This is a genomic window from Streptomyces sp. NBC_01294 (assembly GCF_035917235.1).
GTDB lineage: Bacteria > Actinomycetota > Actinomycetes > Streptomycetales > Streptomycetaceae > Streptomyces > Streptomyces caledonius.
The window spans coordinates 243,249-270,052 of the sequence record NZ_CP108423.1 but is presented as its reverse complement, the minus strand read 5'-3'; the positions used below and the strand labels follow the sequence as shown (position 1 = coordinate 270,052).

General features: G+C 71.1%; 30 protein-coding genes. 16 read left to right on the top strand and 14 right to left on the bottom strand.

Annotated elements, in window-relative coordinates; translation table 11 throughout:
* Nucleotides 1-139: 139 nt before the first annotated feature.
* A complete protein-coding gene (locus OG534_RS01435) occupies nt 140-607 on the top strand; it encodes an SRPBCC family protein (protein WP_326586221.1) in 468 nt (155 codons plus the stop codon).
* 404 nt (nt 608-1,011) lie between these two features.
* Nucleotides 1,012-1,656 carry a GAP family protein gene (locus OG534_RS01430; RefSeq protein WP_326586220.1) on the top strand — a complete coding sequence of 215 codons (645 nt, stop codon included), beginning with the start codon at nt 1,012-1,014 and terminating at the stop codon, nt 1,654-1,656.
* A gap of 229 nt (nt 1,657-1,885) precedes the next feature.
* Here the strand turns inward: OG534_RS01430 and OG534_RS01425 are convergent, their stop codons facing one another.
* From OG534_RS01425 to OG534_RS01405, 5 genes are all read right to left on the bottom strand, one after another.
* Nucleotides 1,886-3,349, bottom strand: coding sequence for an APC family permease (locus tag OG534_RS01425; protein WP_326586219.1), 1,464 nt, complete (start codon nt 3,347-3,349; stop codon nt 1,886-1,888).
* Nucleotides 3,350-3,509: 160 nt separating this feature from the next.
* Complete coding sequence (locus OG534_RS01420; protein ID WP_326586218.1) at nt 3,510-3,683, bottom strand: hypothetical protein; 174 nt, start codon at nt 3,681-3,683, stop codon at nt 3,510-3,512.
* 358 nt (nt 3,684-4,041) lie between these two features.
* Nucleotides 4,042-4,401, bottom strand: coding sequence for a hypothetical protein (locus OG534_RS01415; RefSeq protein WP_326586217.1), 360 nt, complete (start codon nt 4,399-4,401; stop codon nt 4,042-4,044).
* 131 nt (nt 4,402-4,532) lie between these two features.
* A complete protein-coding gene (locus tag OG534_RS01410) occupies nt 4,533-5,117 on the bottom strand; it encodes a DoxX family protein (protein WP_326586216.1) in 585 nt (194 codons plus the stop codon).
* Nucleotides 5,118-5,294: 177 nt separating this feature from the next.
* Nucleotides 5,295-5,615: a cupin domain-containing protein gene (locus OG534_RS01405; protein WP_326586215.1), complete on the bottom strand. Its 321-nt coding sequence runs from the start codon at nt 5,613-5,615 to the stop codon at nt 5,295-5,297.
* A 71-nt stretch (nt 5,616-5,686) separates the two neighbouring features.
* Between OG534_RS01405 and OG534_RS01400 the strand changes: the two genes are divergently transcribed.
* The 3 genes from OG534_RS01400 (at nt 5,687) to OG534_RS01390 (ending at nt 8,403) form a co-directional block, all read left to right on the top strand.
* A complete protein-coding gene (locus tag OG534_RS01400; protein WP_326586214.1) occupies nt 5,687-6,679 on the top strand; it encodes a GlxA family transcriptional regulator in 993 nt (330 codons plus the stop codon).
* Between the two features lie 78 nt (nt 6,680-6,757).
* Nucleotides 6,758-6,955, top strand: a complete 198-nt coding sequence (locus OG534_RS01395) for a hypothetical protein (RefSeq protein WP_326586213.1) — start codon at nt 6,758-6,760, stop codon at nt 6,953-6,955.
* Nucleotides 6,956-7,131: 176 nt separating this feature from the next.
* On the top strand, nt 7,132-8,403 hold the full coding sequence (locus tag OG534_RS01390; protein WP_326586212.1) for a DUF4241 domain-containing protein: 1,272 nt from the start codon (nt 7,132-7,134) through the stop codon (nt 8,401-8,403).
* A 115-nt stretch (nt 8,404-8,518) separates the two neighbouring features.
* On the opposite strand, the gene OG534_RS01385 is transcribed toward OG534_RS01390, so the two are convergent.
* The gene (locus tag OG534_RS01385; protein ID WP_326586211.1) at nt 8,519-8,959 is read right to left on the bottom strand and encodes a hypothetical protein; all 441 of its coding nucleotides are present in this window, start codon (nt 8,957-8,959) and stop codon (nt 8,519-8,521) included.
* A 256-nt stretch (nt 8,960-9,215) separates the two neighbouring features.
* On the opposite strand from OG534_RS01385, the gene OG534_RS01380 reads away from it, so the two are divergent.
* Together OG534_RS01380 and OG534_RS01375 are read left to right on the top strand one after the other, a co-directional pair.
* A complete protein-coding gene (locus OG534_RS01380; RefSeq protein WP_326593415.1) occupies nt 9,216-9,626 on the top strand; it encodes a hypothetical protein in 411 nt (136 codons plus the stop codon).
* A gap of 119 nt (nt 9,627-9,745) precedes the next feature.
* The gene (locus OG534_RS01375) at nt 9,746-9,985 is read left to right on the top strand and encodes a hypothetical protein (RefSeq protein WP_326586210.1); all 240 of its coding nucleotides are present in this window, start codon (nt 9,746-9,748) and stop codon (nt 9,983-9,985) included.
* Nucleotides 9,986-10,494: 509 nt separating this feature from the next.
* Here OG534_RS01375 and OG534_RS01370 read toward each other — a convergent pair.
* Both OG534_RS01370 and OG534_RS01365 read right to left on the bottom strand, forming a co-directional pair.
* Entirely contained in the window at nt 10,495-10,800 is a 306-nt protein-coding gene (locus OG534_RS01370) for a hypothetical protein (RefSeq protein WP_326586209.1), read from the bottom strand.
* Between the two features lie 220 nt (nt 10,801-11,020).
* Nucleotides 11,021-11,686, bottom strand: a complete 666-nt coding sequence (locus OG534_RS01365; RefSeq protein WP_326586208.1) for a hypothetical protein — start codon at nt 11,684-11,686, stop codon at nt 11,021-11,023.
* 255 nt (nt 11,687-11,941) lie between these two features.
* Between OG534_RS01365 and OG534_RS01360 the strand changes: the two genes are divergently transcribed.
* On the top strand, nt 11,942-12,103 hold the full coding sequence (locus OG534_RS01360; protein ID WP_326586207.1) for a hypothetical protein: 162 nt from the start codon (nt 11,942-11,944) through the stop codon (nt 12,101-12,103).
* 198 nt (nt 12,104-12,301) lie between these two features.
* Nucleotides 12,302-12,742, top strand: a complete 441-nt coding sequence (locus tag OG534_RS01355; protein WP_326586206.1) for a hypothetical protein — start codon at nt 12,302-12,304, stop codon at nt 12,740-12,742.
* Nucleotides 12,743-12,869: 127 nt separating this feature from the next.
* On the opposite strand, the gene OG534_RS01350 is transcribed toward OG534_RS01355, so the two are convergent.
* Together OG534_RS01350 and OG534_RS01345 are read right to left on the bottom strand one after the other, a co-directional pair.
* Nucleotides 12,870-13,130 carry a hypothetical protein gene (locus OG534_RS01350; protein WP_326586205.1) on the bottom strand — a complete coding sequence of 87 codons (261 nt, stop codon included), beginning with the start codon at nt 13,128-13,130 and terminating at the stop codon, nt 12,870-12,872.
* Complete coding sequence (locus tag OG534_RS01345) at nt 13,130-13,363, bottom strand: hypothetical protein (protein ID WP_326586204.1); 234 nt, start codon at nt 13,361-13,363, stop codon at nt 13,130-13,132. Before OG534_RS01345 ends, OG534_RS01350 begins: the two co-directional genes overlap by 1 nt.
* Nucleotides 13,364-13,613: 250 nt before the next feature.
* Here OG534_RS01345 and OG534_RS01340 point away from each other — a divergent pair, with 250 nt between their 5' ends.
* From OG534_RS01340 to OG534_RS01315, 5 genes are all read left to right on the top strand, one after another.
* Complete coding sequence (locus OG534_RS01340; protein WP_326586203.1) at nt 13,614-13,739, top strand: hypothetical protein; 126 nt, start codon at nt 13,614-13,616, stop codon at nt 13,737-13,739.
* 157 nt (nt 13,740-13,896) lie between these two features.
* Entirely contained in the window at nt 13,897-14,265 is a 369-nt protein-coding gene (locus OG534_RS01335; protein WP_326586202.1) for a hypothetical protein, read from the top strand.
* Nucleotides 14,266-14,404: 139 nt separating this feature from the next.
* On the top strand, nt 14,405-15,352 hold the full coding sequence (locus OG534_RS01330; protein WP_326586201.1) for a class I SAM-dependent methyltransferase: 948 nt from the start codon (nt 14,405-14,407) through the stop codon (nt 15,350-15,352).
* Between the two features lie 197 nt (nt 15,353-15,549).
* A complete protein-coding gene (locus tag OG534_RS38625) occupies nt 15,550-15,945 on the top strand; it encodes a hypothetical protein (protein WP_326593265.1) in 396 nt (131 codons plus the stop codon).
* Between the two features lie 507 nt (nt 15,946-16,452).
* Entirely contained in the window at nt 16,453-16,740 is a 288-nt protein-coding gene (locus OG534_RS01315) for a hypothetical protein (protein WP_326586200.1), read from the top strand.
* 69 nt (nt 16,741-16,809) lie between these two features.
* On the opposite strand, the gene OG534_RS01310 is transcribed toward OG534_RS01315, so the two are convergent.
* Nucleotides 16,810-18,342: a hypothetical protein gene (locus OG534_RS01310; protein WP_326586199.1), complete on the bottom strand. Its 1,533-nt coding sequence runs from the start codon at nt 18,340-18,342 to the stop codon at nt 16,810-16,812.
* Between the two features lie 535 nt (nt 18,343-18,877).
* Here OG534_RS01310 and OG534_RS01305 point away from each other — a divergent pair.
* Both OG534_RS01305 and OG534_RS01300 read left to right on the top strand, forming a co-directional pair.
* Complete coding sequence (locus tag OG534_RS01305; protein WP_326586198.1) at nt 18,878-20,527, top strand: MFS transporter; 1,650 nt, start codon at nt 18,878-18,880, stop codon at nt 20,525-20,527.
* Nucleotides 20,528-20,576: 49 nt separating this feature from the next.
* Complete coding sequence (locus OG534_RS01300; protein ID WP_326586197.1) at nt 20,577-20,942, top strand: FAD-dependent oxidoreductase; 366 nt, start codon at nt 20,577-20,579, stop codon at nt 20,940-20,942.
* Between the two features lie 140 nt (nt 20,943-21,082).
* Here OG534_RS01300 and OG534_RS01295 read toward each other — a convergent pair whose 3' ends face one another.
* The 3 genes from OG534_RS01295 to OG534_RS01285 form a co-directional block, all read right to left on the bottom strand.
* Nucleotides 21,083-21,640, bottom strand: coding sequence for an aldo/keto reductase (locus OG534_RS01295; RefSeq protein WP_326586196.1), 558 nt, complete (start codon nt 21,638-21,640; stop codon nt 21,083-21,085).
* Between the two features lie 395 nt (nt 21,641-22,035).
* Nucleotides 22,036-25,020, bottom strand: coding sequence for a condensation domain-containing protein (locus OG534_RS01290; RefSeq protein WP_326586195.1), 2,985 nt, complete (start codon nt 25,018-25,020; stop codon nt 22,036-22,038).
* On the bottom strand, nt 25,010-26,803 hold the full coding sequence (locus OG534_RS01285) for a non-ribosomal peptide synthetase (RefSeq protein WP_326586194.1): 1,794 nt from the start codon (nt 26,801-26,803) through the stop codon (nt 25,010-25,012). The genes OG534_RS01290 and OG534_RS01285 overlap by 11 nt, the downstream gene beginning before the upstream one ends.
* Nucleotide 26,804: the final 1 nt, after the last annotated feature.

Below are 26,804 nucleotides of genomic sequence, written 5' to 3'. Positions count from 1 at the left end.
GCTTGGTAGGGCTCGGCGCTTTCGTCGGAGCGGTGGCGAGGCCGCGCCGCTGCTTCAAGGCGGGCACATGTCCGACCCGGCTGTTTCCATGGGTCGAGACGGGGCCCGGTCGGGCCCCCATGCGCGAGGGAGCGAGGCCATGGGTAATCCGCAGGTGACGGTGGAACGGCGGATCACCGCGTCCCCGGAACGGGTCTGGCAGGGGTTGACGGACCTGGCGAACATGCCGGCCGTCCTGAGCGGCGTGGACAGCGTGGAGGTGCTCAGCGATGGACCATTCGCGGTGGGTACACGGTGGCGTGAGACACGGCGGATGTTCGGCAAGCAGGCCACCGAGGAGATGCGGGTCACGGCCTGTACGGTCGCCGAGCGCTATGTCGTCGAGGCCGAGTCCCACAAGACGCACTACATCTCGGAGTTCACGCTGCGCGCGGAGAGCCCCGAAGTGACCGTCGTACGGATGACGTTCTCGGCCCGGCCGCCCGGCGGGTTCGGCGGACTCCTCGCCAAGGTGTTCGGCGCGTTGGGCGCCAAGGCCGTGGCCAAGGCCATCGCCCAGGACCTGAAGGACGTCGCAGCCTCGGTGGAGGGCGCTCCCGCTTCCTGAGGAGTTGTGCTCTGGCACCACGAAGGCCATGCGTTCGATGTGAAGTTCGGCGCATCCGGCTACCGCCAGTACGTCCGGCAGGCGCCGACGCTCTTATCTCGACAGGCACTGTCTCACGCAGAGCGGGGTGGGTGTGCCTTCACCGAGGTCGGCTTCCGCTGACACACGAGCTCCTCGACCGGTGGTGAGCAGCAGCTCCGGCAACACGGCATCGGTCAGATCTCCAACGCGGTCTGAGGACCGGATTGACACGGGCGAGAATCCGGGCGTGGCCTGCTTGACCGGCCGGGCCGCCGCCTGCAGAGTCGGGGTGCAGCACCGCAGCACCGCCGCCCGACTCTGCCGACCGGTCCCGCCCGTCCACACGTGGCAGAGGGTCCTGACACCCAGGAGCGGCTGATCCGATGGTCCTCGACTTGGTGGTGATCGGTACGGCCGTCACCTTGGGGCCTTTGCACAACAGTGCCTTCATCCTGCTTCTCTCCTCACGGCACGGTGTCCGCCAGGGCCTGGCGTTCCTGTTGTCGTGGCTGGCCAACCTGATCGCGGTCATCGCCTGCGTGATGCTGCTGACCGGCGGACAGCCCCCGGCCCGTCACAGCGCGCCCTCGACCGCCGCGATCGCCGCGAAACTCGCCATCGGCGTGGCTCTGGTGCTGTACGGCGCCCACCGGCACCGCCGACCGCCCCGCCCGCACGGCCCACCGCGCTGGACCGCCCGGATCGACAACGCCTCCCCGGCCACCGCAGCCGGCCTGGCATGGCTGCTGCAACCCTGGGCACTGGTCGGCGCCGGCGCCGCGACCGCCGTCGACGCGGACCTCTCCACCGCCACCGACTGGCTCGCACTGACCGGCTACTGCCTGCTGGCCACCCTCAGCCTCATCGTCATGGAGATGTACGCGGTCTGGGCGCCCGCGGCCGCGGACGCCCGGTTGAACGCCCTGCGGAGCTGGCTGGAGCAGCACCAGGAGCAGCTGATCGTCACGCTCTCCCTGCTCGCCGGCCTGTGGCTGACGGCCCGGAGCATCTACGAGCTGGTCGCCTGACACGTCGGCCCCGAGTGCTGACCTCGCCTTCGAGCGGGCAGGCTGACGAGCGGCGACGGCGGCGGCCGGCCGGCCCGAGGTCCGGCCGGCCCGAGGTCCGGCCGGCCACGGTCGGCATGGCCCCCTGGGCGTCGAGGTGGGACGGCGGACAGCGGGTCTGATTCGACCGGCCGCGTCCTTCGCCGGCCGGCAGTCTGCGGCGGGGAGCGGCAAGCCGGACGTCTCCCGGTCACTTGGTGAAGGAGTCCACCTCACCCGGCTCCGTCTCCAGTGCCTGGCGGTCGAACGTGAGCATGGCGGCGAAGAACAGTCCACCTAGGAACAGGAGGCCCACCACGATCACGACGGAGACCAATGCCTCTTCCGGGGCGACCAGTACGAACAACGCGAAGAGTGTCCACACCAGGGCGCAGATCGCGACCGGCAGTTCGAAGCGTCCGAGGTTGAAGGCCCCCTTCTGGCGGCTCAGGCGTCCGCGTACTGCCAGGTAGAGCACGATCGTCGAGCCGTAGGTGAGTGCGGGGAGGATGGTCGAGGCCGTGATCAGTTCCAGCAGGGCGGCGCCGGGCAGCGCGACCATCAGGACGACGCCCAGGGCGAAGACCAGCACGGTCGCCGGGATGGGCGTCCTCGTGCGGGGATTCACGCGCCGCATCAGGCGGTGGGCGGGGAAGCGCGCGTCGCGCGACATGGCGAAGACGAGCCGTGAGCACGCGACCATCGCCACGATCCCGGCGCCGAAGAACGCGATGGTGATCGCGACCAGCAGCGTCCTTTCCATCGCCGGACCGAGCTGGTCACGCATGATCGCCGCGACGGGTGAGCCGGTGTTGCTGATGCGCGGGATGTCGTCGATCGCGACGGTGAGCGTGATCAGGAACAGCAATCCCAGGACACCGGCCGCTACGACCGATCCCACGATCGCGCGTGGAACGGTGCGGAACGGATCCTTGGCTTCTTCGGCCAGGTTCGCGGCCGAGTCGAAGCCGACGAGTGTCGCGAGCCCCATGATCATCGCAAGCATCAACCCGCCGCCGACTGCGAAGTAGTCGGGGGAGTGCTCGACGACACCGCGCGAGGTGAGGTTGCCGGCCGAGCCGTCGCCCGTGACCGCGACGGCGATGACCAGGGCGACAGCCACCACCACGACGAGCGCCAGTTCGAGCCCCACCGCGACCGTGTTGATCAGGCTGACGAGGCGCGTGGAGGCCACGGCCAGCGCGGTCTGGACGAGCAGCACCACGAGCGTGATCAGGCGTGCGGTGCCCTCGTCCGGTGTGATGCCGGCGAGGGGCATGAATGCCTGGCTCGCCAGCGCGTTGTCGACCGCCACCACGCCGATCGCCAGGTAGCAGAAGGTCAGCCAGCCGAACCACCAGCCGATCTTCGGGTTGGCCAGCCGCGAGGCCCATTGATACGAGGAGCCGCTGAGCGGGATGCGGGCCGCGAACTGTGCCACCACCAGCGCCACGAGGGTCTGCCCCACGGCCGCGACGATCCACAGCCAGATGCCGACCGGCCCCGCGGTCAGCAGGACTTCGTCGTACGTCGCGAAGATGCCGACCGCCACCGAGATGAACGCGAACGAGATCGCGAACACCTGAAAGGGGCCGAGCGTGCGTTTCAGCTCCTGCCGGTAGCCTCCGGCCTCGACGGCCCCCGCATCCTGGGCCTCGGACGAAGGCTCCGCCATCTGGGCCACCTCACCTTCCAGGAGCTCCTCCGGGGCCGCGGCACACGGCATGCAGTGCCCCGACCAGTGCCCCATTTTCACCATTTTTCCACGTCTGTGTGCTGTTCGACTCACACGAGCGGCCCAGAGATGCGGCCACACCTCGGCGACGCAGGACTGGTCAGGCGGAAGCGTTCCGGAAGGAGACTTCGATGTAGTCGATGTCGGTGAACTCGACTTCGAGCTGGTCGGCGCGGGTTCCGCCGTCCTTGAAGTAGATGTGGCCCCTCGGGAACCGTGCGGTTCCTGAGGGGCCGCGGTTGCTGCGGTCAGTGCTCCCAGGCGGCGGCGCCACGCAGGAGGTGATGGTCCGACATACCCGGAGTGCAGGCTGCGGAGTCACCGCGGACGGTGGTGAACCAGTAGTAGCTCAGGAAGATGTAATCGATCTTCCCGGGTTCGCTGACCTTGGGTGAACACCCCGGCTCAGCGGTTGCTTCACCGCTGCGGCAGCGATCCCCGCTCTGCGGACAGTCGATGTGAGTGTTGCAGGCACGGACCGTGCGCCCGGTAACGGTCGTCCTGGCGCACAGAAGGATACGGTCCTCTCCCGGTGTCTCCTCGGGAAGGAAGTTGACGGACCGAGTGCCGTTGTTGATCGTACCGGGGGCACCCTTGGCGAAGATGGCCAGACCGTAACGCGTGTCGGTGCCTCACTTCGCACACCCGCTCGTGGACGCCAGTGTCGCGCCCCAGACCGAGTCGTACTTGTTGCCACTGGGGCGGCCCTCCAGCGAGTCGCGCAGCAGGGTCCACTGCCCGTGACACATCTCCTGCAGCATGACCAGATCAGCGTCCCAGCCGTCCATGGCGTTCACGATCTTGTCGCGCCACGCGTCCTTGGACCCCTCGTAGATGGCGCACGCGGCCCCGCAGACGTTGTAGCTGATGAACCTCGGCTTCGGCCAGTTCTGCGCATCGGGAGTGTCGGCCTGCGCGGGACTGGGCCCGGAAGCAAGAACCAGTCCTATGGCGAAGAGCGCTGCGAAGAACGCTCTGAGTGCCGCTCGCATCGGCAAACCCTTTCGTGATCATTCGGATGCGCATCGTGGCAGTCATGCAGCATCCGAACGGGCGGTGGCTGGACAAGGCGTCCCTGTCTGATACGACTGCCGTATCTCGACGGAGAAGTCGAATCACTCGGTCAGTCGCCGGTGGTCGATCCGTGCGGTGGCGATGGCGGTGTGAGCCCCCCGCTCGCGGAGCCATCGCGAAACGACGTCCAAGCCGGGACCCCGTCGGCCTTGCGGGCAGCCGCGCCGCGCGTCGGGACGTAGGCCCACAGCGCGACGGCGATGAAGATCACCTGCTCGGGGATCCTGAACCACAGCGGCGTCGCCGGCTCCCCGTTGAACGGGATCTGCTCGACGGCCGCGTGGATGTTGGCCGGGAGCATCAGGACGAACAGCGCGGCGAGGCCGAGCCCGGCCGTCGGCCGGGTGGACTCCCGGACGAGTCCGGCGGCGCCGAGGAGTTCCAGGACGCCGGTCGCGTAGACCGCGAGGCGGGGGAACGGCACGAACGGCGGGACCATCGCGACCAGGTCGTGGTGGCCGGGCACGGGGCCGAGGGCGGACGGGACGAAGTGCGCGCTCGCCGTGAACACGAGCATGACCGCAAGGCCGTGCAGGACGGACACCCGCCAGGTCGCGAACCGTTCGACGCAGAAGGCGCCGAGCAGCCGGAACAGCACGGTGGGAACGGCGATGAGCATGAGTGTGCCGAACATGGGAGGAGAATCCCTTCACTGGGTGGGTCTGCCGGTCGCGCTCGGGCCGGGTGCACGTGCCCGGCATGGCATGTGCACAGAACAGAAGCGTTCCGCCATCCCCGGCTGACGCCGACCCGACCCGACCCGACCCGACTGGCTCATCACCGCGCCCGCGCGCCGGGCGCGGCCGACCGGTCACCCGAGAACGGTGATCCCGATCATGCGCGCCCCGGTCTCCGTGCGCGGGCGGTGCGTGCTGCCCGGCGCGAACACCACGTAGCTGCCCGCCGCGAGGCGTCGGCCGCAGTCGATGAACTCGCCGGACACCACGTAGTAGCGTTCCTCGGTCTCGTGCACGTCCTCTTCGGGCCATTGCGCACCCGGGGCGAAGTCGTACACCCACCCACGTGCCCACTCCGTGGCGGGCAAGCGCCTGCGGGTGATGCCGGGAGCGACCTCGGTCGGGTCGATGTCATCGACGTGGACGATCTGTACGAGGTCGGGTTCTTGAGTCACGTAGATCATGCTCGCGGCCGCTCCGCCTCCGCCCCAGAGTCAGGATTGACGTGGAGAGGTACTTTTCTGCCATGAGCCTTCACCGCGTGGTGTGCCTTCTCCTGCCGCCTCAGTCCACGTTCGAGCTGGCCAGCGCCGCAGAGGTCTTCGGCCTGAACCGGCCAGGCCTGCCCGCCCGTTACACGTTCGACGTCTGCACCGAGCGGCCCGGCCCCCTGCCGACGCTGGCCGGCTACGACATGGCGGTCATGCACGGGCTGTCGGCCTTGCAGCGCGCGCAGACGGTTCTCATCCCCGGCTGGGTGCAGCGCGCGAGCGCTCCCTCGCCCGGCGTCGTGGACGCGCTACGGCGGGCGCATCGCCGCGGCGCCCGTATTGTCGCGTTGTGCTCCGCCGCCTTCCTGCTCGCCGAGGCCGGACTGCTGGAGGGTCGCAGGGCGACCACTCACTGGCGCATGGCCGACGAACTCGCCGCGCGGCATCCCGGGATCCAGGTCGACCCGGACGTGCTCTACGTCGACCTGGGCGACGTGGCCACGAGCGCGGGCACAGCCGCGGGCATCGACCTGTGCCTACACCTGATCCGCACCGACCAGGGCGCCGCCTACGCGAACCAGGTCGCCCGGCACATGGTCATGCCGCCTCATCGCGAGGGCGGCCAGCTTCAATACGCCACGCTCCCCCTCACCGACCGCACCCCCGACTCCCTGGCCCCCGTCCTGGACTGGGCCGCCGAGCGGCTGCACGAGCCGCTGACCGTCGACGACCTCGCCTCGTTCGGGGCCGTCTCCACGCGCACGCTCGCCCGCAGGTTCGCCGAGCAGCTCGGTACGAGCCCGGGCAACTGGCTGCTGCGGCAGCGGGTGATGGCGGCCCGGGCCCTCCTGGAGGAGACGGATCTGGCCGTCGAGACGATCGCGGCCAGGACCGGCTTGTCCTCGGCCGCCAACCTCCGCCGGCGCTTCCACGCTCTGGTGCACACCACGCCCGCCGCCTATCGCCGCTCCTTCCGGCACGAGGCCGCGGGAACGCGCACGCGGGGCTCCGACGTGGCCCCCGCCTGACCGGGTGCGGTACGGCCCCTGGTCCAGCGTCGCGACGCCGGCGCGAGGCGGCGGCGCACCCAAAGGAACTCCGCACCGTTGCCGGTGCACTGCTACGGCCAACGGCTCGTCGCCGCCCGCAGTAGGGAGGCATGCCACATCCCCGCCTGCCTCGCGCGCAACACGTGCGCCCTCCACGCGTACCTCGCGGAGAACGAGAAGGTCTGGCTCGACGAGCTCGACCGCGACGGCGGCTGCGTCAGCGTCAACGAGCGCAGCCTGGACGAGGCCTACTGACCCTGGCGGCCGTGGCTTCGGCCTTGTGATGCGCGGCACCAGACCCCGCTCACTGATCCGGCCTGACCCGAAGGACACGACCTGCGGCCGTTGTCACAGCCGGCGGCTCCCTTGCACAGGCGCGAGGCGCGAGGCGCGAGGCGCGAGGCGCGAGGTACGAGGCACAGGGAGCGGTCATGGTCGTCGCGGTGGGGTACGCGCAGGCGTGGGACCTGGAGGCCCGCGAGGCCTGGCGGCCGATGTCGGCCGGGGAGGCCCGGGAGCGGGATGCCACCGGGCTTCCGTACGTGGTGGTGTACCGGGAGCCGGGTCGGGAGGCTCCGCTGGAGGTCCGGCTCGTCTCCTGGCGGGACCACTACGTGGGGCTGTGGGTCTACGACGCCCAGGGCCGCCGCACCTACGACCTGGACATGCGGCTGCTGGACGACCCGGCGCGGCTGCTGCGCCGGTACACGGTCGCCTGGAACTACACCGGTCCGGTGATGGCGGAGTTCGACCCGAAGTGCCCGCGCGTCATAGTGGACCTCTTCCCGGACGGTCGGGGGCGGCGGACGGAGGAGCCTCGGGGGTACTCCACCTCGCCCACCCACCGCGACGACGAGCAGTGGATGGTCCGGCCCGCCTTCGGGGAGTGGCCGCTGCTCTCCGCGCAGGTGCACGGCTTCACCGAGCCGCCGGTCTTCGAGGTCGCCGAGGTCGCCGAGGGCGGCCACGGGGACGCCCCTGCCACGTGCTGGCGGCCGCCGCGGCCCGCGCAGCCCGGGCCGATCGGCGCGTTGTTCCGGCCCGGGGTGCGGGTGACCGACGGGTACCACCCCGAGCAGACCGTCGTGGAGCCCCGCCGGGTCGGCACCCTGCGCGTGCCCAGCGGGTTGCTGGCCGTCGCCGGCCCGGACAACGTGGACGAAGAGCCGGCGATCACCGTCCCCGTCCCGCCCGGGGAGTACGTACTCGACGAGGCGCGGGTCCGCTTCAGCTACCACTGCGAGTGGCGGGACAGGGAGGTCACGACCACGGGACCCACCGCGGTACGCCTGCTCGTCGACGAGACCCCCGCCGCGACCTGGGAGATGGCCCTGGGTCCGGACGACGACCCCCGGCTGTTCATCGAGGAACAGATCGCCGGATTCGACACCGACGGCGCCACCGGCTGCTTCGCCGACGCCGCCGCCTGGGAGCCACTCGTCGCGCTCTACGAGCGGGGGCTGATCCAGGGAGAGCCGGACCTGGACGGGTACGAGGACATCGACGACGGTTCCATGTTCATGCAGCGCACCTGGGACGAGGCTTCCGGCGGCGAACTCATGGCCTTCGCCACCACCGGGGACGGTACCTACCCCGTGTGGATCGGCCGCTGCGACGCCGGTGAGGTCGTCGCCGTCGTCGTGCTGGTGGAGGGGATGCCCGAACTGCTCCCGGAGCGGGACGGAACCACCGCCGATGCCTGAGACGGCGTGCGGGGGCCTTTGGTGCAGGGGTAAGCGGCCGGCGCTGTGCGGGCCGCAGGCACGGCGGCATCGTCATGTATTTGTGGGGGCGGGCAGGATGGCTTGGGCTGTTGCGCTACCAGGCCGGTCGCGGGTCTTGAGGTTCGGTCGAGAAGCCTGCGGGCACCTTGGCTTTCCCGTCCGTCCGCCAGAGATATCCCGGGCTTGGCGAGAACTCATCTGACGTTGGTGCCGGGGCGTGGAACCGCTGTACACGAGGAAGCGGCACCTCGACGAGAGCGCCGTCGTAGATCATCCACAGGCCGAAGCAGTCGTCCTCCTCGTCATGGATCAGTACCTGTACCTGCTCGGGGTTGGGCCACGGCAGCGATTCCAAGTGCTTCAACAGACCCGAGCGCGTGTACTGCCTGTAGAACTCCATAACCCAGCCGCCGACGAACAACCCGAGCGGCTCGAACTTGCCCGCCCAGCTGCGTGACTCGTCAAAGCGGGTGAGAGGCTCCATGACTTCGTCCGCGTACGTCGCCAACACCATGACCTGCGCAATCCTGCTCATGCAGGAGTATCACCGCACGCGACACGTCGACGGCAACCGATTTCGAACACGCGCCGCGTGGTTCCGTCCCCTTGGCTCGCACCAGGTCAGCGCCGTGGCAGGAACGTTCAGGGACAGCAGTCCAGCATCACCGCGCCCAGTCGAGTCCCGATGTGCCGATGGTGGGACCCGGCGAAAGTCTCAATTTTGAGCGTGTTCAAATAGGGGGTGCGGCTGCAGGGCCGGCTATCCAACCTCTGGGGAGAGGCGTGTGAACATGCGTGCTGGGGCTGCGGTGAAGAGGGTGACAGGTGGATGGGGGCTCGTTGCTGTACTGATCGCTGCTGCGGTGGTCACTTCGGGGTGTGCGGGCTCGGTCGATCCTGATGAGCTGCCTGGCGTGTACCGCAACGACAAGACGGGCGGCGAGATCCTGCTCGATGCCGACGGAACGTTCTCCGCCACGGACATCTCGGAAGGCGAGGTCACGGGGTGGGGAAGTGCTGACCCCGTCGACTTCAGTGGTCAATGGGACTTCACCCGCAGCAACTTCGTTTACCTGGAGGCCGATGACGGTGAGCTGGACGTCGACGTCCAGCTCTACATGGCGGGTCCGAAGAAGGTGTATCTCCGCCCCGATCCGGACGGACCGGTGACCCTGAAGCTCACCAAAGCAGCCGCGCCGTAGATCCTGCGTGCCCAGTGCGGTGCGTGGCGGGCTTGGGGCGGTTGGTCTGGTGACAGGGCGCCGAGTCCAGGGTGGTGACAGGTGATGATGTTGTCACCGGACAGGGTGTTGCAGATTCCTTGAACGCGCCCGACCGTCGACCCGGTGAGCTGCAGTGTGGCCAGCGCTACCACGGCGACGTTGCCGGCGAACGAGGCCCGGCCGATGACTACCAGGCGGTCGGGCTGCGCGAGGCCCACCAGCACCACCTGCTGGACATCACCATCGCCGCCCTGCGCTGTGCCCGTGCCCGCGACCCGACCTTCCCGCCTCGGCCGACCAGCGCGGCGTCGAACTCCTCTGCGGTGTCGGCGACCTGAAGACGTGTCAGCATCTTGTAGGTCGGCCGTGATGTAGGTCCGGTAGCTGCCGGCTTCCCGGACGCCGGCGCGGGCGTTAAAGGCCGGGCCGGAGGCGATGCCGACGCTGTTGAGGCGACGGCTTGGCACCTGCCGCGCCCCGAAGGGCTCGCTTCTGAGCTCTCCGGCACGCTTCCAGGGGCCAGCGGTCAACCGGTCGCACGACACCTTGATCAAAGTCGCCCTGGTCACCTTCATTCGGTGCCCCGGCGGGTCCCATCCGGGAGGATCGGCAATCGGTGCTCACCGCGGGCCGAACGTGTTGCCGGGGTCCTCGGCCGTGAGCCCGAGGGCGAACCGCCGAACGAGCTCCCGAACGGGTTCCTGACCGGTCATGAGCAGGTCGCGGACCAAATCCTCCCCCGGTGCCCACGCAACACCTTGGCGGCCCAAGCGCACCGTCACGCGTGCGGGCTCCGTACGCTTCGGTGTGACGGCGATCACTGCGCGCTCCCCGTGCTCTGGGCCTGTCAGTCCGCAAGTTCCTGGGCCAGCAGCCGGGCGGCGGTGTCCACTGGCTCTTCCCAGCTGACGTCCGCGCCTGCCCTGGCCAGTTCGGCGTCGTACTGGGCCGCGTCGAAGTGCAGGTCGGTGGGAAAGGGAATCCGGTTGTCGTGTGTGTTCTCCCAGGACGTCCAGAGCACCCGGTCGCCCTGGCGCCGGATGGTGACGAAGATGCCTCCGCAGCACGAGGTGACACAGCCGTTGTTGGACAGCTCGACCCGGCGCGGTTCGTCCGAGGCCGCGAACGGCCATCCCTCGGCGGGGCCAGGCAAAATGCCGGCTTGAGCAGCTCGACGTGCCGTCCGGGTGGACTTCCGCCAGCAGGTCCCGGCCGTCGACCAACGGACGCACCTCGTCCTCCGTACGTGGGGCGGGGCCGCTGGAGCCTGATGGGCGTCCTGTGATGTGCACTGGGTGTGCGTCATCGGATTTCACCGGTGCTGGGCTGGGGTGTGGCGGAACGCCGGAAGGTGCCGCCCTCGGGCAGGCGTTTCACCGCCCTGTCGGCCGCCGCGGCCTCCGGCGCCGCTTCTCGTACGCCTCCCGGATCCCGCCGGCCAGCCCCAGGAGCACGGCCGCCCCGACCGCCACCTCGGCTGCGATGCGCAGGCCCCGGCCGTGGACGTCCCCGGCAGCCCGCGGGGAGACCTTGCCCTGCGGGTCGTGCACCACCGCCAGGGACCCGCCCTCCTCCGCGAGCCGCGAGGGGGTGTCCAGGTGCTCCGGGCCGCCCGCGGGGCAGTCCAGGCGGTGGTCGTACGAGGTCCGGGTCGTGGAGGTCCAGTGGCCCTCGGCGTCCATGGAGGACTGCGTCTCGGTGTGCTCGGTGACCTTCAGCACGACGCAGCTGATCTCGACGCCCCGGTCCTCCAGCGCGCTGTGCCCCACGGACGCCAGTGCCAGGATGGCGCCGAGGCCGGCAGGGAGGGCGGACAGCGCGATGAGCGAGGCCCCGCGCCGCGCGGCGAGGGCGGCGTGCCAGCCGAGCAGGACCAGCGGGAGCAGCAGCCCGCCGAGGAAGAACCCCCAGTTGCCCAGCGACCCGTACGCCGACTTCCAGGCCACCCCGAACGCCAGGGCCGCGGTCAGCGGCGGCGCGGCCAGCGCCACTGCGGTCCGCCAGAGCCCGCGTGCCCATCCTCCATGCCAGCCCGCCATGCCCGCCCCCGTGGCTCGTCCTTGTGCGCTCCAGGTAACCGCGACGGCACGGGGCACGTAAAGAGCGCGGCTGCCCGGTCCGACTGAGGAGGGAGGCACCTGGTGACGCTGCGACCGCCGGTTGAGCCGATGCCGGCGCAGGCCGCCGAGGCGCTGCCGGGCCCGGGAGTGCCGGCGGGCGGCGCCGCCTTCGAGTAGGAGTTCGACGGGCACCGCGCGATCTTCTTCACCCCGGCCTCCCCGGGCGGGCAGGTGGTGTTGCAGACCCGCGGCGGCTCTCTGATTCAGGACCGGTTCCCGGACCTGGTGGCCGCAGCGGAGGAGCAGTCGCTGACCGCATGTGAACGCTACCTCCACCCCAACCACTACCGCGTCGGCGGGATTCGGGCGCTGCTCGCCCGCATGGCCTCCGCCTGAGCGTCGTCTGCGACGCGGGGTGGACGGCTGCGCCCGATGGCGCGGTGAAGACCGAGACCTGGCCTCCCGGTTTCCTCGTGCTTCCCCGACTCGCGCCAGACAGCATCTCTCGTACTGCGGCCGCGGTGGGAGCCGGCCTGACCCGCGCCGTGCCGGCCCTGGTACGCGGGGTGGTGGCCGGGCAGGTAGTTTGCTCGGATGAGTCTCCTTGATGATGTGGCCGAGCGCGACGGCTGGCAGTGCTGGGTGTGTGACGAACCGGTCGACCCCGACGAGTCGGTGAACGACCCGCGGGGGCCCAGTGTCGACAGCCGGACCGCCGACCGGAAGGCCAAGGTCGCCGAGCGGCTCGCGCACCGCGGGTGCAACACGCGCAAGGGCGCGGTCAAGGTGGTCATCGCCTGGCCGGAGCGCCTGTACGTAGTCGAACCCGCGCCGCTGATCGCCGTTGCCGAGAGGCTGGAGCGCAAGGGCGGCCGCGAGGTGGTGGGTCGTTGTCCGTCCAGGAAGGACGCCCAGGAGGCGGCGGATTGGCTGGTGGACCGCTTCTCCCGGCTGGTACCGGGGCTGCCGGTGACCGCCGGCATCGAGGCGGGCGGTGGCCAGTTCCTCGTCATCCTGGCCACTGGCCGCCGCTGACAGGGGACCCCAGGCGCACACTCGCGTCGAGGTGGAGCCGGGATTCGCGGAACGCGTCGAGAAGGACGTCGAGCCGAAGCCGTCATCGGGACGTCCGCCTCTGGAGACCTGACCGCGGTCGTCCGGGTCAGGTCTCGATGTAGGCGACCACGACGACGGTGCGCAGTGCGGTGACGAAGTACAGGACGCGGACTTCCTCGATCTCGTCGGCGTACTGGCGCAGCTCGGGCCCGGTGCCGTCGGCCGGGATCGGCCCGCCGATCTCGGGGTCGACGGAGATGGCGACCAGTGCGCGGTCCAGGGCGTGGAGTTCGCGTTCGGTGGTGAGGTCTTCGAGCTGTTTGGCCGCGGACTCGCCGAACGCGATTCTGGCGCGCCGTCCGGCCATCAGGCGACGGCCGGACGCTGGGCGGCGAGGCGGGCGAGATGGGCCTCGCGCAGTTCCTCCCAGGGCGTGCACTCCTCCACCGCGGGCAGGCCGTTGGTGGCGATGTCCTCGAGGACGGCGGCGAGCCGGTCGGCGTTCTCGCGGGTCTTGGCGGCGTAGGCGCGGACCGCGTCGGCGGCCGCGGGCTCCAGTTGCTGCCGCACGGTGCTGGCGGGGGCCGGCTGTTCGCTCATCAAGTGCTCCTGGGCATCATTCGGCGTCGGTCACCACCGTAGCGCCGGGGCGGGCCTCTGAGCCCCGGTAGAGACGAACCGGCCCCGGCTGTCCCTGAAGAGGGAGGGCGCTCTCATGCAGGAAGCACTCCCTGTGCCACTGACAGCAAGAGGCGCACGTCGTATGGTCGATCTGCTGCGCGAGCGCGTCGCTGGGTAGGCGGTAGGTCTGGTGAGACTGGGCGTTCCAGTGGGCGCTTCGGCTGGCTGCTTGGCCCGTACCGAGACCGTGACGGCCGTCGCGCGGGACCGTCGTGGACGGACCGTGGAGATCGACTGGGAGCTGCTCCCGGACGGTGCCTGGGCGGGACACGTCCGCGAAGGCGTCGCCCGATGAGCCGTTCCGACGCCGCCGCACCACCACGCCGCCACCCCGCCCGAGCACTGGCGCTACAGCCGCCACCTGGAGTCCCTGGCCGTAGCGCCGGGGGAGAGCCGGGGGAGAGCCGGGGGAGCGCCGGGGGAGCGCCGGGGGAGAGCCAGAGGCCGAGGCCGTGGCCGCCGTGCCGCGCGATCCCGGCCCGGTGACGGCCGAGAGCGCGGTGGTCACCCGTCTGAACGGCCGCGCGGCGCAGTTGCCGGCGGACGAGGGCTTCCCGGCATGGTCCCGGGCCGTGACCGGCGTGCTCGCGGCCCGGGTGTTCCCCGATCGGCGGCAGCGCGAGTGGACGCTGCCCAAGGTCATCACCCGCGGCGAGCCCCGGTCCGCCGAGCAGCTCACCGAGGCGTCCGACTGGTGCCGGCGCCCCGCCGTCCAGCACCAGGACGGGTACGAGGCGCTGTACCAGCTCGCGACCGCCGCCCGGACCCGGCGCGTCCGCAACGCCGCCATCGAGCGGCTGCGCGGCCGGACCGAGGTCTGAGCGCACGGGGTGCGCGGGCAGGAATCACAGATCGATCCCGCTCACGTCTCGTCACACCTCCGCCCAGGGCTTAGGGTTCCGTTACCCGGCCGGGTATCAGCGTGAAAACCGATGCCACTCCGCTGGAGGATGACTCTCCGTGTCGCACGTTTCACAAGCTTCCGTCACGACCCCCGACGGTGAGCCGACCCCGCTCGTCCCCACCACGTACGACGAGGTCAAAGGCTGGTTCTCGGCGTACGACCAGGTGCTCTTCGACTGGTTCCTGACACGTCAGAACAGCGGTGAGGGGCAGCCGGGCGACTTGCTGGAGCTCGGTGCCTTCATGGGGAAGAGCGCGATCTTCCTCGGACGGTACCTCCGGCCCGGTGAGGAGTTCACCGTCTGCGACCTCTTCGACTCGCCCGCGACGGACGATTTCAACGTCGCGGAGAACCGCAGCTCCTACCCCACGCTCACCCGGCGCGGCTTCGAGACGAACTACCTGGCCTTCCACGAGGCGCTGCCGACACTGATCCAAGCCCCCACCTCGGTCGTCGCCGACCGGGTCAAGCCGACGAGCTGCCGGTTCGTGCACGTCGACGCCTCGCACCTCTACGAGCACGTCGTCACGGACATCGCGTCCTCGCGTCTCGTCGCGACCCCGGATGCCGTGGTGGTCTTCGACGACTACCGCTCCGAGCACTGCCCCGGCGTCGCGGCCGCCGTCTGGACCGCCGTGATCACGGGCGAACTGCACCCCATCTGCGTCTCGGCCTCGAAGCTCTACGCAACCTGGGGCGACCCGGCGCCCCACCAGGCGGCACTGCTCGCGTGGCTGGAGGAGCGCACCGACCTCTGGCACGGCGTGGACGTGATCGACGGCCGCCCCCTGGTACGCATCGGGGACCAGGGCGTGGTCGCGCCGGTGCCCCCGCAGCCGCTACACCCCGCGCCGCCGGCGGAACCGGCGCCGGCCCCCGCTCCCGCCCCCGCTCCCGCCCCCGCGCGCCGGCCCGGTGCCCGCTGGCGCAAGCTGGCCAAGGACCTGCTCCCGCCCGTGGTCACCCGCGCGATCGTCGCCCGGAACCGCCGACGCAGGGGCTGACACCGAAAGGGCTGACACCACACCCCCGGACCGGATCCGGTCCGGGGGCCGGCGTACGTCTGGAGGATGACCCTGCCGTCAGGGTGTGCAACCCGTACAGGGAGGCCCAGGGCGTTGTACTCGGCTTGCGACTGGCGGCCGTCTGGGCGGGTCACGCTGCTCAGTCGGCCCGCTTCGTCGTATGTGAAACGGGTGGTGTGGCCCAGCGGGTCGGTGCGCGCGAGGAGTCGGTCTCGGCTGTCGTGCTCGAAGCGGGTCGTCGCGCCGGTGGGATCGATCTCTGCGGTGATCTGGGCGCGGTCGTTGACCAGGAACTGCGTGGTGCGACCGAAACCCCTACCCCCAGCCTGAGCCCGAGGCCGGACCGGAAGGCGGGCCGGAATCGGGAGCAGGCGACCGACGTCGCCACGGTGGAGCAGACCCGCCGGACGTTGGAGGCCGCCGCCCGGATGACTGCCAAGCTCCAGGGCGGTATCCGGAAACGGGCCGCCGCTCGCCGCACCCAACCGCAGCCCGCCACGGCGACGCCGCGCACCCAGCAGCCCGCGGCGCTCGCGCCGGGCCGGACCACATCCACTGGAGGAGTCGCATGACCGTGCCGCCTGAGGACCCGAGGATCGAAGCGGTCGCGGCCCGGCTGAGGGAGGCAGTCCAGGAGCGCGCCGCAGCGTACGGCCCGCTGCCGGCCTGGGAGGCGATCTGGAAGCGGCCCCGGAAGCCGAAGACCGACCGGGAGAAGAAGCAGGAGCTGCGCAAGCAGCGCAAGGCGGCCGGGATACGCCGGTTCTACGCAGGGCAGTCGCGTCGGCCCGGCCCCGGCCCCGGCAGAACCGCATCGGCAGTGCCGCCGCGCGCCGCGATGCCCGCGCCCTGTCCCGGATGCGGCACTCCACCGCCTGGCTGTGGTGACGATGCTGCCAGAGCATGAACACCCGGTTCAGCGCTGGTTCCCGTCGAGGCGGATAGTGCGCCGTGCCGCTCGGCGAAGGCCCTGCGGAGCCCTACGTCGACAGCGCGCCAGCGGCCCGAGATCGCCAACTTGGCAAGCCGGACGGTACGTTCATCACTCGGTGAAGAGCACGATGAACGGGAGGGGCAGCATGTCGATTGGCAACCGCGTCATGCGCGAACTGGGCGACGCGATGAGAACCGGCGCAGTCCGTGTTTTCGACGCTGAATACAACGACGGCTTCAACGCGGCGGCCAGCATCTGTTTGGAGGTTCTGTCGGACGCCATTGACGGATTGGTGGCAAGGATGAAGTCCGGAGACTACCTGTCTGACCAGGAACAGGCGCTGTTCTCGCGGCTGACTGAACTGCGGGCTGAGATGGACGAACGTCTGCGGAACGCCTTCGAGCCGGAGCCCGCGGGAGACACCCTGCCGTAGCGTCCGGCACCGATCCCGGCAGCCAAGCGGGGTGTGCTGACGGTCACTTCTTCGGGTCGGCGCCGTAGGTCACGACATCCGGGACGCCGAGCGGGACATGCCAGTGGTGCAGCCCTCGTTCCACGCCTCGCGCTCGTCGCCACCCAGGCCGTCGGGCAGAGCGTCGGCGCACTCCCGCCGTCCTGCGGAAGCGGGGTACCGGGTGTCCACGCCGCCAGGCCGAGTACACATGTCCTGCCGGGAAGCCACCTCTCCGCCGGTCGTGCAGAACGTGAAGTTGGTGTCGAGGACGCGCCTCGCGTAGTCCGTCGCCGTCTGCTCGCCGAACCGGTGGCCGTCCCAGTACCTCGCAGCCTTGTCCTGCTCGGTGGTGCACCCGGTCAGCGCGAGAGCGGCGACGGCGAGCGGCATGAAGGTGCGTCGCATGCGTCGGAGCATACGAGAAGGACCCGGCCTCACCGGCATGCGAGTGCATAGTAGGTAAAAAAATATACTTTCTGGCTTTTTTGGCCAGGTTTGCTGCCAGGGTGCGGCGTATTCCTCGTGGGTGACCGTGCCGTCGCCGTCGACGTCGAAGACGCGTGCGGCTTCCGCGGCGTCGTCCTCGCTGAGGCCGCCGCGGGTGAACATCGTGGTCAGGACCGAAAGGGGGATCTGGTTGTCGTCGTCGGAGTCCATCGCGGTGAACACCGCGTCCACTGACCAGCTCGCTCGGCTGTTCGTCGATCGTGTCCAGGACCTGGCGGACCTCGCCCGATCCCAGGAGGTCTCCAAGGCATCTCGGTCATGTTCGCGTTGCAGGTCGAGGAGCACTGGCCGCCAGGCACCGTCGGCCTCGGCCTCGGCCGCGACAGCACCGACGGGCCGCCGGCTTTCGGTGTCCGGGAGGAGGCAGGCTTCGACGGCAGCGCCGAGCCCGGCCTGCTGGGCGGTTACGGTGGCAGCCGGGAAGTCCCCTTCCAGCCCCTCGATCAGGTCGGTGTACTGCCCGCTCCGCTGGGCGGCCCGGTACAGCATGATCGCCACGTCTTCGGTGTAGTGCTCCACGTAGCGGCGCGTTCCCGGTACCGGATGGAAACCGAACCGTTCGTGGAAGCGGTCCTGCCCGTCCGCCGTACCCGACGTCCCGATCATCGCCTTGGCGCCGAGGCAGCGTGCGGCCGCGATGGCGAAGGCGTTCAGATAGACCCCCAGACCCAGTTTGCGGGCCTGGTGCTCGACCACCAAGCGGCTGTGCTCAAACGTTTCCGCCACACCGAGCCCGTGCGCACGAAGCACGTCCTCGTAGCGCTCCGCACCCAGATACGCGCGGGTCTGGAAGAGCTCCCCGGTCTCCGGCGTCGAGAGCCTCACGTAGCCCAGCGGCCGGCCGCCCGCCTCCCGGCGGGCGATGAAGTGCCAGGCGCCGAAATCCAGATCCTGATTGTCCGTATAGGCGCCATCCGCCGTCCGGAAGTCCGGCCGACGCCCGCGATCGAACAGAGTCCGCGCCCGCAACTCCCGGATCAGGCCGACCAACTCGGCCGCCCCCGGCTCCTCCTGCCCCAAACGGAATGCCGACACATGCCACGACACCTCCGCGCCCGTCGAAATAGCCTTCATGAACAACCACCCCGTCTGCCCAGCGCACACCATCCGGCTGCACTCCGGGGCGTGCACCCAGCGCACACCCGCAGTCACAACGAGCGCCCGAAGATCGGTTTCACATGGAAACGGAATCAGCCCGAGGCGCCTCCGCGAACTCGGGGGCGAGTCCCCGCCCAAGCCGGAGCCGACGCCGCTCCTGGGCACGCCCCGCCGACACCACCACTGGTCAGCGGTCAAAATGCGGCTCGGGGAGCGGGCCGAAGGCCCAGGCTTCCGTCCCCCGACGACCGGCTCTCAGTACCGAGCGTGATTCCCTGCCCGTTCCAGGTGCAGCTACGCCGGGCATCCGGATGCCTCGGCGCGACTGCCCCGGGTCGACGGCCGTGGGACGCGCCGGTTCCGGTTGGAGGACTGGCATTGCGGCGGGCACCCGCGGGGCGGGCGGACCGCGTCGGCGACGGTGGGCGTGTCATCCCAATGGGGCGATGTGCTGCACGGTGGATCAGGCAAGACTCTCGCCAAGCCCAACTTCGCCTGCCCCGGAGGTTCCATGTCGAAAAGCGGCGCGCCTCGCACCGACGTTCCGCGTGAGGCCCCGGCGCGGGCGTCGCTCGTTCTGGCGTCCCTGATCGTCGTTGCCGCGGTGGCCAACTTGAACCTGTCGGTGGCCAACGTGGCGCTGCCCGCGATCGGGAAGGCCTTCGACTCCTCCCAGACCACGCTGAACATGATCGCCGTGGGGTACTCCCTCGGCCTGGCCGCATCGGTGCTCTATCTGGGTGCGGTCGGCGACCGTCACGGGCGCAAGCTGCTGCTGCTCCTCGGCATCGCTCTGTCCGTCCCCGCCTGCCTGCTCGCCGCGTACGCGCCGAACGACACCGTCCTCGTGGTGGCCCGGATCCTCGGCGGGCTCTCGGCCGGCATGGCCTACCCCACCACCCTGGCACTGATCACCGCCCTGTGGGCGGGGCCGGAGCGGACGAAGTCGATCGCGCTGTGGTCGGCCCTGGGCGGCGGCATCTCCCTGCTCGGGCCGGTGATCGCGGGCGCGCTGCTCGAACGCTTCTACTGGGGGTCGGTGTTCCTGGTCACCCTTCCCCTCGCCGTGGTCGCGCTGGTCATGGCCCTGCTGTTCGTCCCCGCGCACGCCAACGAGTCAGCCGAACCGGTGGACAACCTCGGCGGCATCCTGTCCGTCCTCCTGATCGCGGGACTGGTGCTGGCGATCAATTTCGCCGCCGTGCCCGGCCAGGGGGCACTGGTCGTCGGCCTCGTCGTGATCGCCCTGGCTGCCGGAGCGGCGTTCTTCTGGCGTCAGCGCCGGGCTCCCAACCCGTTGTACGACCTCCACATCGCCGGCCGGCGCACGTTCTGGGTCGCCGCATGCGCGGGAATCATCGTGTACGGCGCCATGATGGGGTCGGCGTTCATCAGCCAGCAGTACCTGCAGAACGTGCTCGAGTACAACCCCGTCGAAGCCGGCGCCGCCATCCTCCCCCTCGTCGTGATGATCGTGCTCGTGGCACCACGGTCCGCGAAGCTGGTCGAGACACGCGGCGCCCGCACGACCCTGCTGATCGGTTACACATTCCTCTTCCTCGCCTTCGCCTGGATGCTGCTGTTCTGGGGCGAGGACAGCAGCTACTGGCAGATCGGCTTCGCCTACGTGCTCATCGGAATCGGCGCCGGCTTCGCCGGGACGCCCGCATCCCACTCGCTGACCGGATCGGTGCCCGTGCGACGGGCCGGCATGGCCTCAGGCACCGCCGACCTGCAACGGGACCTCGGCGGGGCCATCATGCAGTCCGTCATGGGCGTGCTCCTCACGGCCGGCTATGCCTCGGCCTTCAGCGCGGCGATCGCCGCTTCCCCCGAGAGCAAGGACGTGTCGGACCAAGTCCAGAGCGAGCTGACGAAGTCGTTCGCCTCCGCCGGGCAGGTCGCCCAGCAGCACCCCCAGTACGCCGACCAGATCGTCGCGGCAGCACGCCAGTCGTTCCTCCACGGCGACGACTGGGCGTACACCGTCGGCCTGGCCGCGATCGCCCTGGGTGCGCTGCTGATCTTCTTCATGTTCCCGCACCGGGACGCCGAGCGGGAACTCCTACGGCGCTACTACACCGAGGACTCCGCCCCCGCCGCCCCCGCCGCCACCGCCGCCCCCGCCGTCACCGAGAGGCCGAGCGGACCGGGAGCCTGAGAGCTCGGCCGGTCAGCCGGTCGCCGACCGTGTCGCCGTCAACTGGGCAGTGACCTACGCCAGCGGCCCACGAGGGACGTGGCTGATCGTGTTCGCCGCCAACCCCGAACGCCTGCCCATGACCGCCTTCGACGACACCACCGGCATGCAGGAGGCACTGCAGCCGCTCCTGCCCGGCGTCGAGGTCGAATTCGTCGTCGGCCGGGACTGGGCCAGCGACCCCCTCGCCCTGGGCACCTGGTGCATCTACCGGCCCGGACGACTCGCACAGGTGTTGCCCGACCTGCGCACCACCGAGGGCCGGCTGCTCTTCGCGGGCGCCGACTCCGCGAAAGCGTGGCAGTCCTTCATCGACGGGGCCACCGAAAGCGGCTACCGCGCCGCCCGCGACATCGACAACCACCTGACCGGCTGACGCCGGCATAACCACCCCCAGCCACCAGACCTGTTGCTACGGGTCCCCTGTACCGGTCAGGGCCGACGGAGCCGGCACCCACGACAGCGCCTGGCCGGTCAGGGGCGTGGTGGCGATCAGAGTCAGGTCCGGGCATGGGCCTATTGCTCCAGGCGGGACGTGTCGGGTGCGCGGGCGCCGGCTGCTTCCGTGAACGTGTTGTTCAGTGCCTGGAGGAGGGAGCCGGGCAGCGTGATCTGTGTGGCGGACGCGTTCTCGCTGAGGTGGGTGCGCCGACGGACGCCGGGCAGCGGGAAGATGTCTTCTCCCTGGGCGAGGAGCCAGGCCAGTACCAGTTGTGCGGGGGTGCAGCCGGCGGCGGATGCGAGGGCATGGATGCGCGCGGCCTGTTCGAGGTTGGCGGTGAGGTTGTCGCCGAGGAAGCGGGGCTGGTTCCGCCGGATGTCCTCCTCGGCGAGGTCCTCGATGTTCACGGTGCCGGTGAGTAGGCCGCGCCCGAGTGGGGCGTACGCCACCAGTGCGACTCCCAGTTCACGTGCGGTCGGGAGGATTTCACGTTCCAGGCCGCGAGTGAACGGCGAGTACTCGCTTTGCAGGGCGCGGATGGGCGCCTGCGCGCACGCCCGCCGCAGGGTTGCCGCGCTGACCTCCGACAGTCCCAGGTGGCGGACCTTCCCCTCGGTCACCAGGTCGTGCATCGCCCCGACGGTCTCCTCGATCGGGACGTCCGGATTACGGCGGTGCAGGTACAGCAGCCGCGCATCAGCTCCGACCCTCGCAACTCACCCTGTCTGCGAGCGGGACCCGCTGGCGCAGTCCGAAGGCGGCGAATCGGCCCTGCCGCCGGTCTTCATCGCGCGCCCGCCGGACCACGACCGGCTGCGCCGCATCACGAATCGGCCCTTCGGGCCGCCACACTCCCCGCACAGGGTCCACGACGTGCGGGGCGAGCTCGGCGGCATCGTCGTCTCCGGCCGGCACCTCGGCCTGGGCAGCGGTATCCACAGCTGCTTCGGAGCCCCATTGGCGCCCCCGGGGGCACCTCGGCGCTGCGCCCGGAGCCCCCTGTGGGTGCTCCGGGCGCAGCGGTGTGTCAGGCCTTGTCGGGTGTCATGGCGCCGATCATCTCTGCCAGCACGGTCCGCCGGTCCTCTCCCGCGCGTGCGCGCAGAGGCCGGGCCAGGCGTGCGCTGTCGTAGTGCCAGCGGTGGTCGAGGTCCTGGGGTACCGCCTCGGTCGTGCGGAAGTCCGCGCGGGTGCCGAGGAGTTCCGTGAGGTCCTGCGCCAGGTCGTGCCAGGACACGTGGCCGCTGCACGCGTTGGCGACTCCGTGGACGGGCCGGTCCAGGCTCTCGGCCACCGCGCGGGCCAGGGCGGCCGCGTGCACCCAGGCGGCTCCGTACCAGCGGTGTCCACCAGTACCGGGACGTGGCAGGTCGATCGGCCGGCCCTGGCGGGCGGACTGGTAGAGGGTGCCGATGGCGCCCCAGCGCAGCTGTTCGCGCAGCCGGTCGTGCGCGCCCCAGACGATCGGTGACCGCACGGCGCTCGCGCCCCCGCGTCCCTCGGTCCCCGCGGCGCGCAGCACCATCGCCTCGCAGTCGAGCTTCGCCCTCCCGTACGGGCTCACGGGCTCGCGGGGCGCCGACTCCTCGGCGACCCGCTCCGTCCCGGGGTGTCCGTAGGCGTCGACGCTGCTGACGAAGACGAACGGTCCGCGCCGCCAGGCGTCGACCATCGTCTCCATCGCCGCCCGGTCCACGTCGTGCCGGGTGAAGGTGCAGGCGGCGTGGACGACCGCGTCGGCCTGCGCGACGGCGTCCCGCAGCCCGGCCAGGTCGGAGAGGTCGCCTTCGATGACGTCGACGCCCTCGGTGGCGATCAGATGGGCGGACTCGGGCCGGGCGAGCGCCAGCACGGGGCGGCCTTGCGCGGCGAGTTCACGCACGACGAACGCGCCCACTCCGCCCGTCGCGCCGGTGACCAGCACCGTGCCCGGGCGGATGTCCCGGGAGCGGGGGGCCGGCCTGCTCGCGGCCTTCGCGGCGCTCTGCCGTGCCTCCCGTTCGTCGAGCAGCGCGGTCAGCGCCCGGGGCGTACGGGCCTGGAGCACGTCGAGGCCCGTGAGCGGCAGTCCGAGGTGTGTACGCAGCCGTTCGGCGAGCTGCACGGCTTTCAGCGAGTGGCCACCGAGGGCGAAGAAGTCGTCGTCCGGCGACGGGGCGACACCGAGCACAGCCGCGAAGGTCTCCCTGACCGCTTCGGCCCGGGGGCCGGACGGGGCGTCCGGTGTGGACGGCCCGGGCAGCCGGGCGTGGTCGAGCGGCCCGGCGGCCGAGCGCGGCAGCGCGTCGAGCACTGTGACCGCGGCGGGCACGGCCTCGGGCGCGAGCGACCGGCGCAGCAGGCCCAGCAGTTCGTGACCGGACGGGCCGACGCTGTCGCGCAGGACGGCATAGGCCACGGGCGGTCCCTGCTCGGGCTGGACCACCGTGGCGTCGGCGACGCCCGGGTGGGTGCGCAGGGCCTGCGCGGCAGGGTGGCCGTCGCCCTCCGGATCGGCGGCGTCCCGGGGGCCGGAGCTGTCGTTCGGGCCGGGAAGAGGCAGCTTGCTCAAGGCCAGTTGCGGGTCGGCCGCGACCGCGTGGAGCAGCGCCGCGTAGTCCCGTACGGCCGCCTCCGCCACGGTGTCGTCCAGCGCGTTCGCGTCGTACTGGACGAGTGCCAGGGGCTGTGCGGCGTCGCCGCCCGGCACCAGGCCGTAGGACAGGGTGAACTTCGCGCCGTCGGAGGGGACGTCGACGTACTCGGCCGACGTACCCGGCAGCCGCAGTACCGTCGGCTCGCCGAGGACGTCGGAGGTGACGCGGACCAGTGCGGTGCCGTCGGCGCCGCGGGCCCCGGCGCCGAGACGTTCGAGGACCAGGTCGAAGGGGATGTGCCGGTGGCGCTGGGCTTCGAGGAGCGCGTCGCTCACGCGTCGCAGCAGTTCGGCGAACGACGGGTCGCCGGAGACGTCCACCCGTACGGGCAGGGTGTTTACGCACAGGCCGACCAGGCCACGCATGGCGGTTCCGCTGCGATGGGTGCCCGCCACGCCGATGACGAGGTCGTCGTCGCCGGTGAGGCGGTGCAGTGCGGCGAAGGCCGCGGCGAGCGACACCGCGAAGAGCGTGGCCTGCCGCTGTGCACCCAGCGCCCGCAGGGCGTCAGGCACGGCGGGCGCCAGAGGCACGCTGCACACGGCCCCGGGACGCACGGCCGTCTGCGGCGCTGCCGCCGCCGGCTGGGGCAGGCGCGGTGGGGCGGCGTCGGCCAGCAGGTCGCTGCAGCGGTTCAGTTCCGCCTCGAAGCCGGGCAGGCCGTCGTGCTCGCGGCGCGCGTGGTCGGCGTACTGCGGCGGTGCGGCCAGTGTGTGCCGGCCCGTTCCGTCGGTGGCCGCCGTGTAGAGAACGGCGAGTTCGGTGGCCACGGTCTCCAGTGAGGCGGCGTCCACGGCGATGTGATGGAACGTCAGCAGCAGGGTGTGGTCCTGCGGGCCGTGGCGCAGGACGAACGCCCGTACGGCGTCGCCGGCCGCGAGGTCGAACGGCCGGACCGCCTCGCGCCGCAGCAGCGCCGGGGCGTCCGCCACATCGGTGTCGACGACGTGTACGGGGACCGTCCGCGGCGTCGGCAGCACCTCCTGGCAGGGCTCGCCCTCGTGCTCCGCGTAGCGGGTGCGGAGGATGGCGTGCCGGGCCACCAGCCGGGTGAGGGCGGTGGCGAACGCCGCCGCATCGAACGGACCGCGCACACGGGTGGCGAACGGCACGTGGTACGAGTCGCCCGCGCCGCCGAGCCGTTCCATCAGCCACATGCGGCGCTGAGCGCGGGAGAGGGGGACGCTTCCGGCCGGTGCGCTGGTGGCGCCGGGGTGGGCGGTGTCCTGCGGTGCGTGGCCTTCCGCAGCGGCGCTCGCACCGGCGGTGGGCCCGGCCGTCGTGCGCCGGGCGGTTCCGGCGCGGGCCCGGCGCAGCAGCTCCTGCTGGAGCTGCTCCTTGCGGTCGCGGGCCGCGGAGTCGGTGTCAGTGGACATCGCTGTGCTCCGGGATCTCGGGGTGGAGGTCTGCGTGGGCGGCCAGGAGGGCGCGTTCGACCAGCGCGGCCTGCGCGGCTACGGTCGGGGCGGCGAAGAAGTCGGCGAGGGAGAGCTCTACGCCGAGTTCCTCCCGCAGGTCTTCGGTGACGGCGAGGGCGAGGAGGGAATGGCCGCCGACGAGGAGGAACTCGTCCTCGGCGCGGGTGACCTCGATGCCCAGTGCCTGGCTCCACACCGCGGCGACGGCCTGTTCCAGCGGTGTCATCCGCGCCGCCGGCTGGTCGGCGGGCTGATTCCCGGCGGCGTGCGCGCGTCCGGTGAGCGCGCGCCGGTCGACCTTGCCGGCCGGGGTGAGGGGAAGCCGCTCCAGCACGGTGACCGCGTCGGGAACCAGGTGGGCCGGCAGGACTGCGGTGAGCCGCTCGCGCAGTGCCGCGCCGTGGGGCACGGGGCCGGGCGCGGCAACGACGAACGCGACGAGGCGTGCCTCGGGGGAGCCGGCGCCGTCGACGGTGACGGCGGCGTCGTCCACGTCCGGCTGCTGGCGGAGGGCGTGTTCGACCTCGGCGGGTTCGATGCGGAAGCCGCGGACCTTCACCTGGTCGTCGTTGCGGCCGTGGAACCGGAGGATGCCGTCGGGCCGGAGGGAGACGATGTCGCCCGTACGGTAGAGCCGCCCGTCGGCGGCGGGATGCTCGACGAACCGTTCGGCGGTGAGTGCGGGCAGGCCCGTGTATCCGTGGGCGAGCCTGCTGCCGCCGATCCACAGTTCGCCCCGGTCGCCGTCGGCCACCGGGTGACCGTCGGCGTCCAGGACGTGCGCCGTGGCCCCGGCGACGGGCCTGCCGATCGGTATGGGGCCCTCGCAGTCCTGCGCGGTGACCCGGTGGGCGGTGGCGAAGGTGGTCGTCTCGGTCGGCCCGTAGCCGTTGACGAGCTCCAGCCAGGGGAAGGCGGTGAGCACCTCACGGGCCTGTGCTGCAGCCATCGCCTCGCCGCCCACGACGACCGAGCGGAGCTGGGCGAAGACGCGGGAGCGGCGGGCGGCGAGCTGGTGGAAGAGGGCCGTGGTGAAGAACGCCACCGTCACGCCGTGCCGCTCGACGTGCCGGGCCAGGTCCTCCAGGGAGGGCCGCTGCTCGGTGCAGACGACGACTGCGGCGCCGTTGGCGAGCGCTGCCCAGACTTCGAACGTCGAGGCGTCGAAGGTCATGGACGAGTGGAACAGGACGCGGTCGCGGCCGGTGAGGGTGACGTAACCGGGTCCGGTGACCAGCTCGGCGATGGCCCGGTGCGGCACGAGAACGCCCTTGGGGCGGCCGGTGGAACCGGAGGTGAACATGATGAATGCCGGGCTGTCCGGGTCGGACTCGTCGACCGGCCGACCGGTCGTGAGCGGCTCCTCGGGCAGGGCGAGCACGGGGCCGGGAAACGTGGCCGCGTCCAGCAGCTTCGCGTCGCCGACGGTGAGCTTCACCTCCGCGTCCGCGATCATCGCCTCGGTGCGCGGGCGGGGCTGGGCGGGATCCAGCGGCACGCACACGGCTCCCGCCAGCCACAGCCCGAGCTGCGCCACGATCGTGCGGGACGAGCGCGTCGTCAGGAGCGCCACCCGGTCGCCGCGCGTCACGTGGTGTTCGCGCAGGTGTGCCGCGAGAGCGCGGCCGGCCTGGAGGAGACGGCCGTAGGTGAGGGTGGTGTCGCCGTCCACGACGGCGAGGGCGTCGGGGGTGAGTCCGGCGTGCCGCGCGACGAGTGCCGGCAGGGCGGTGGGCGTCATG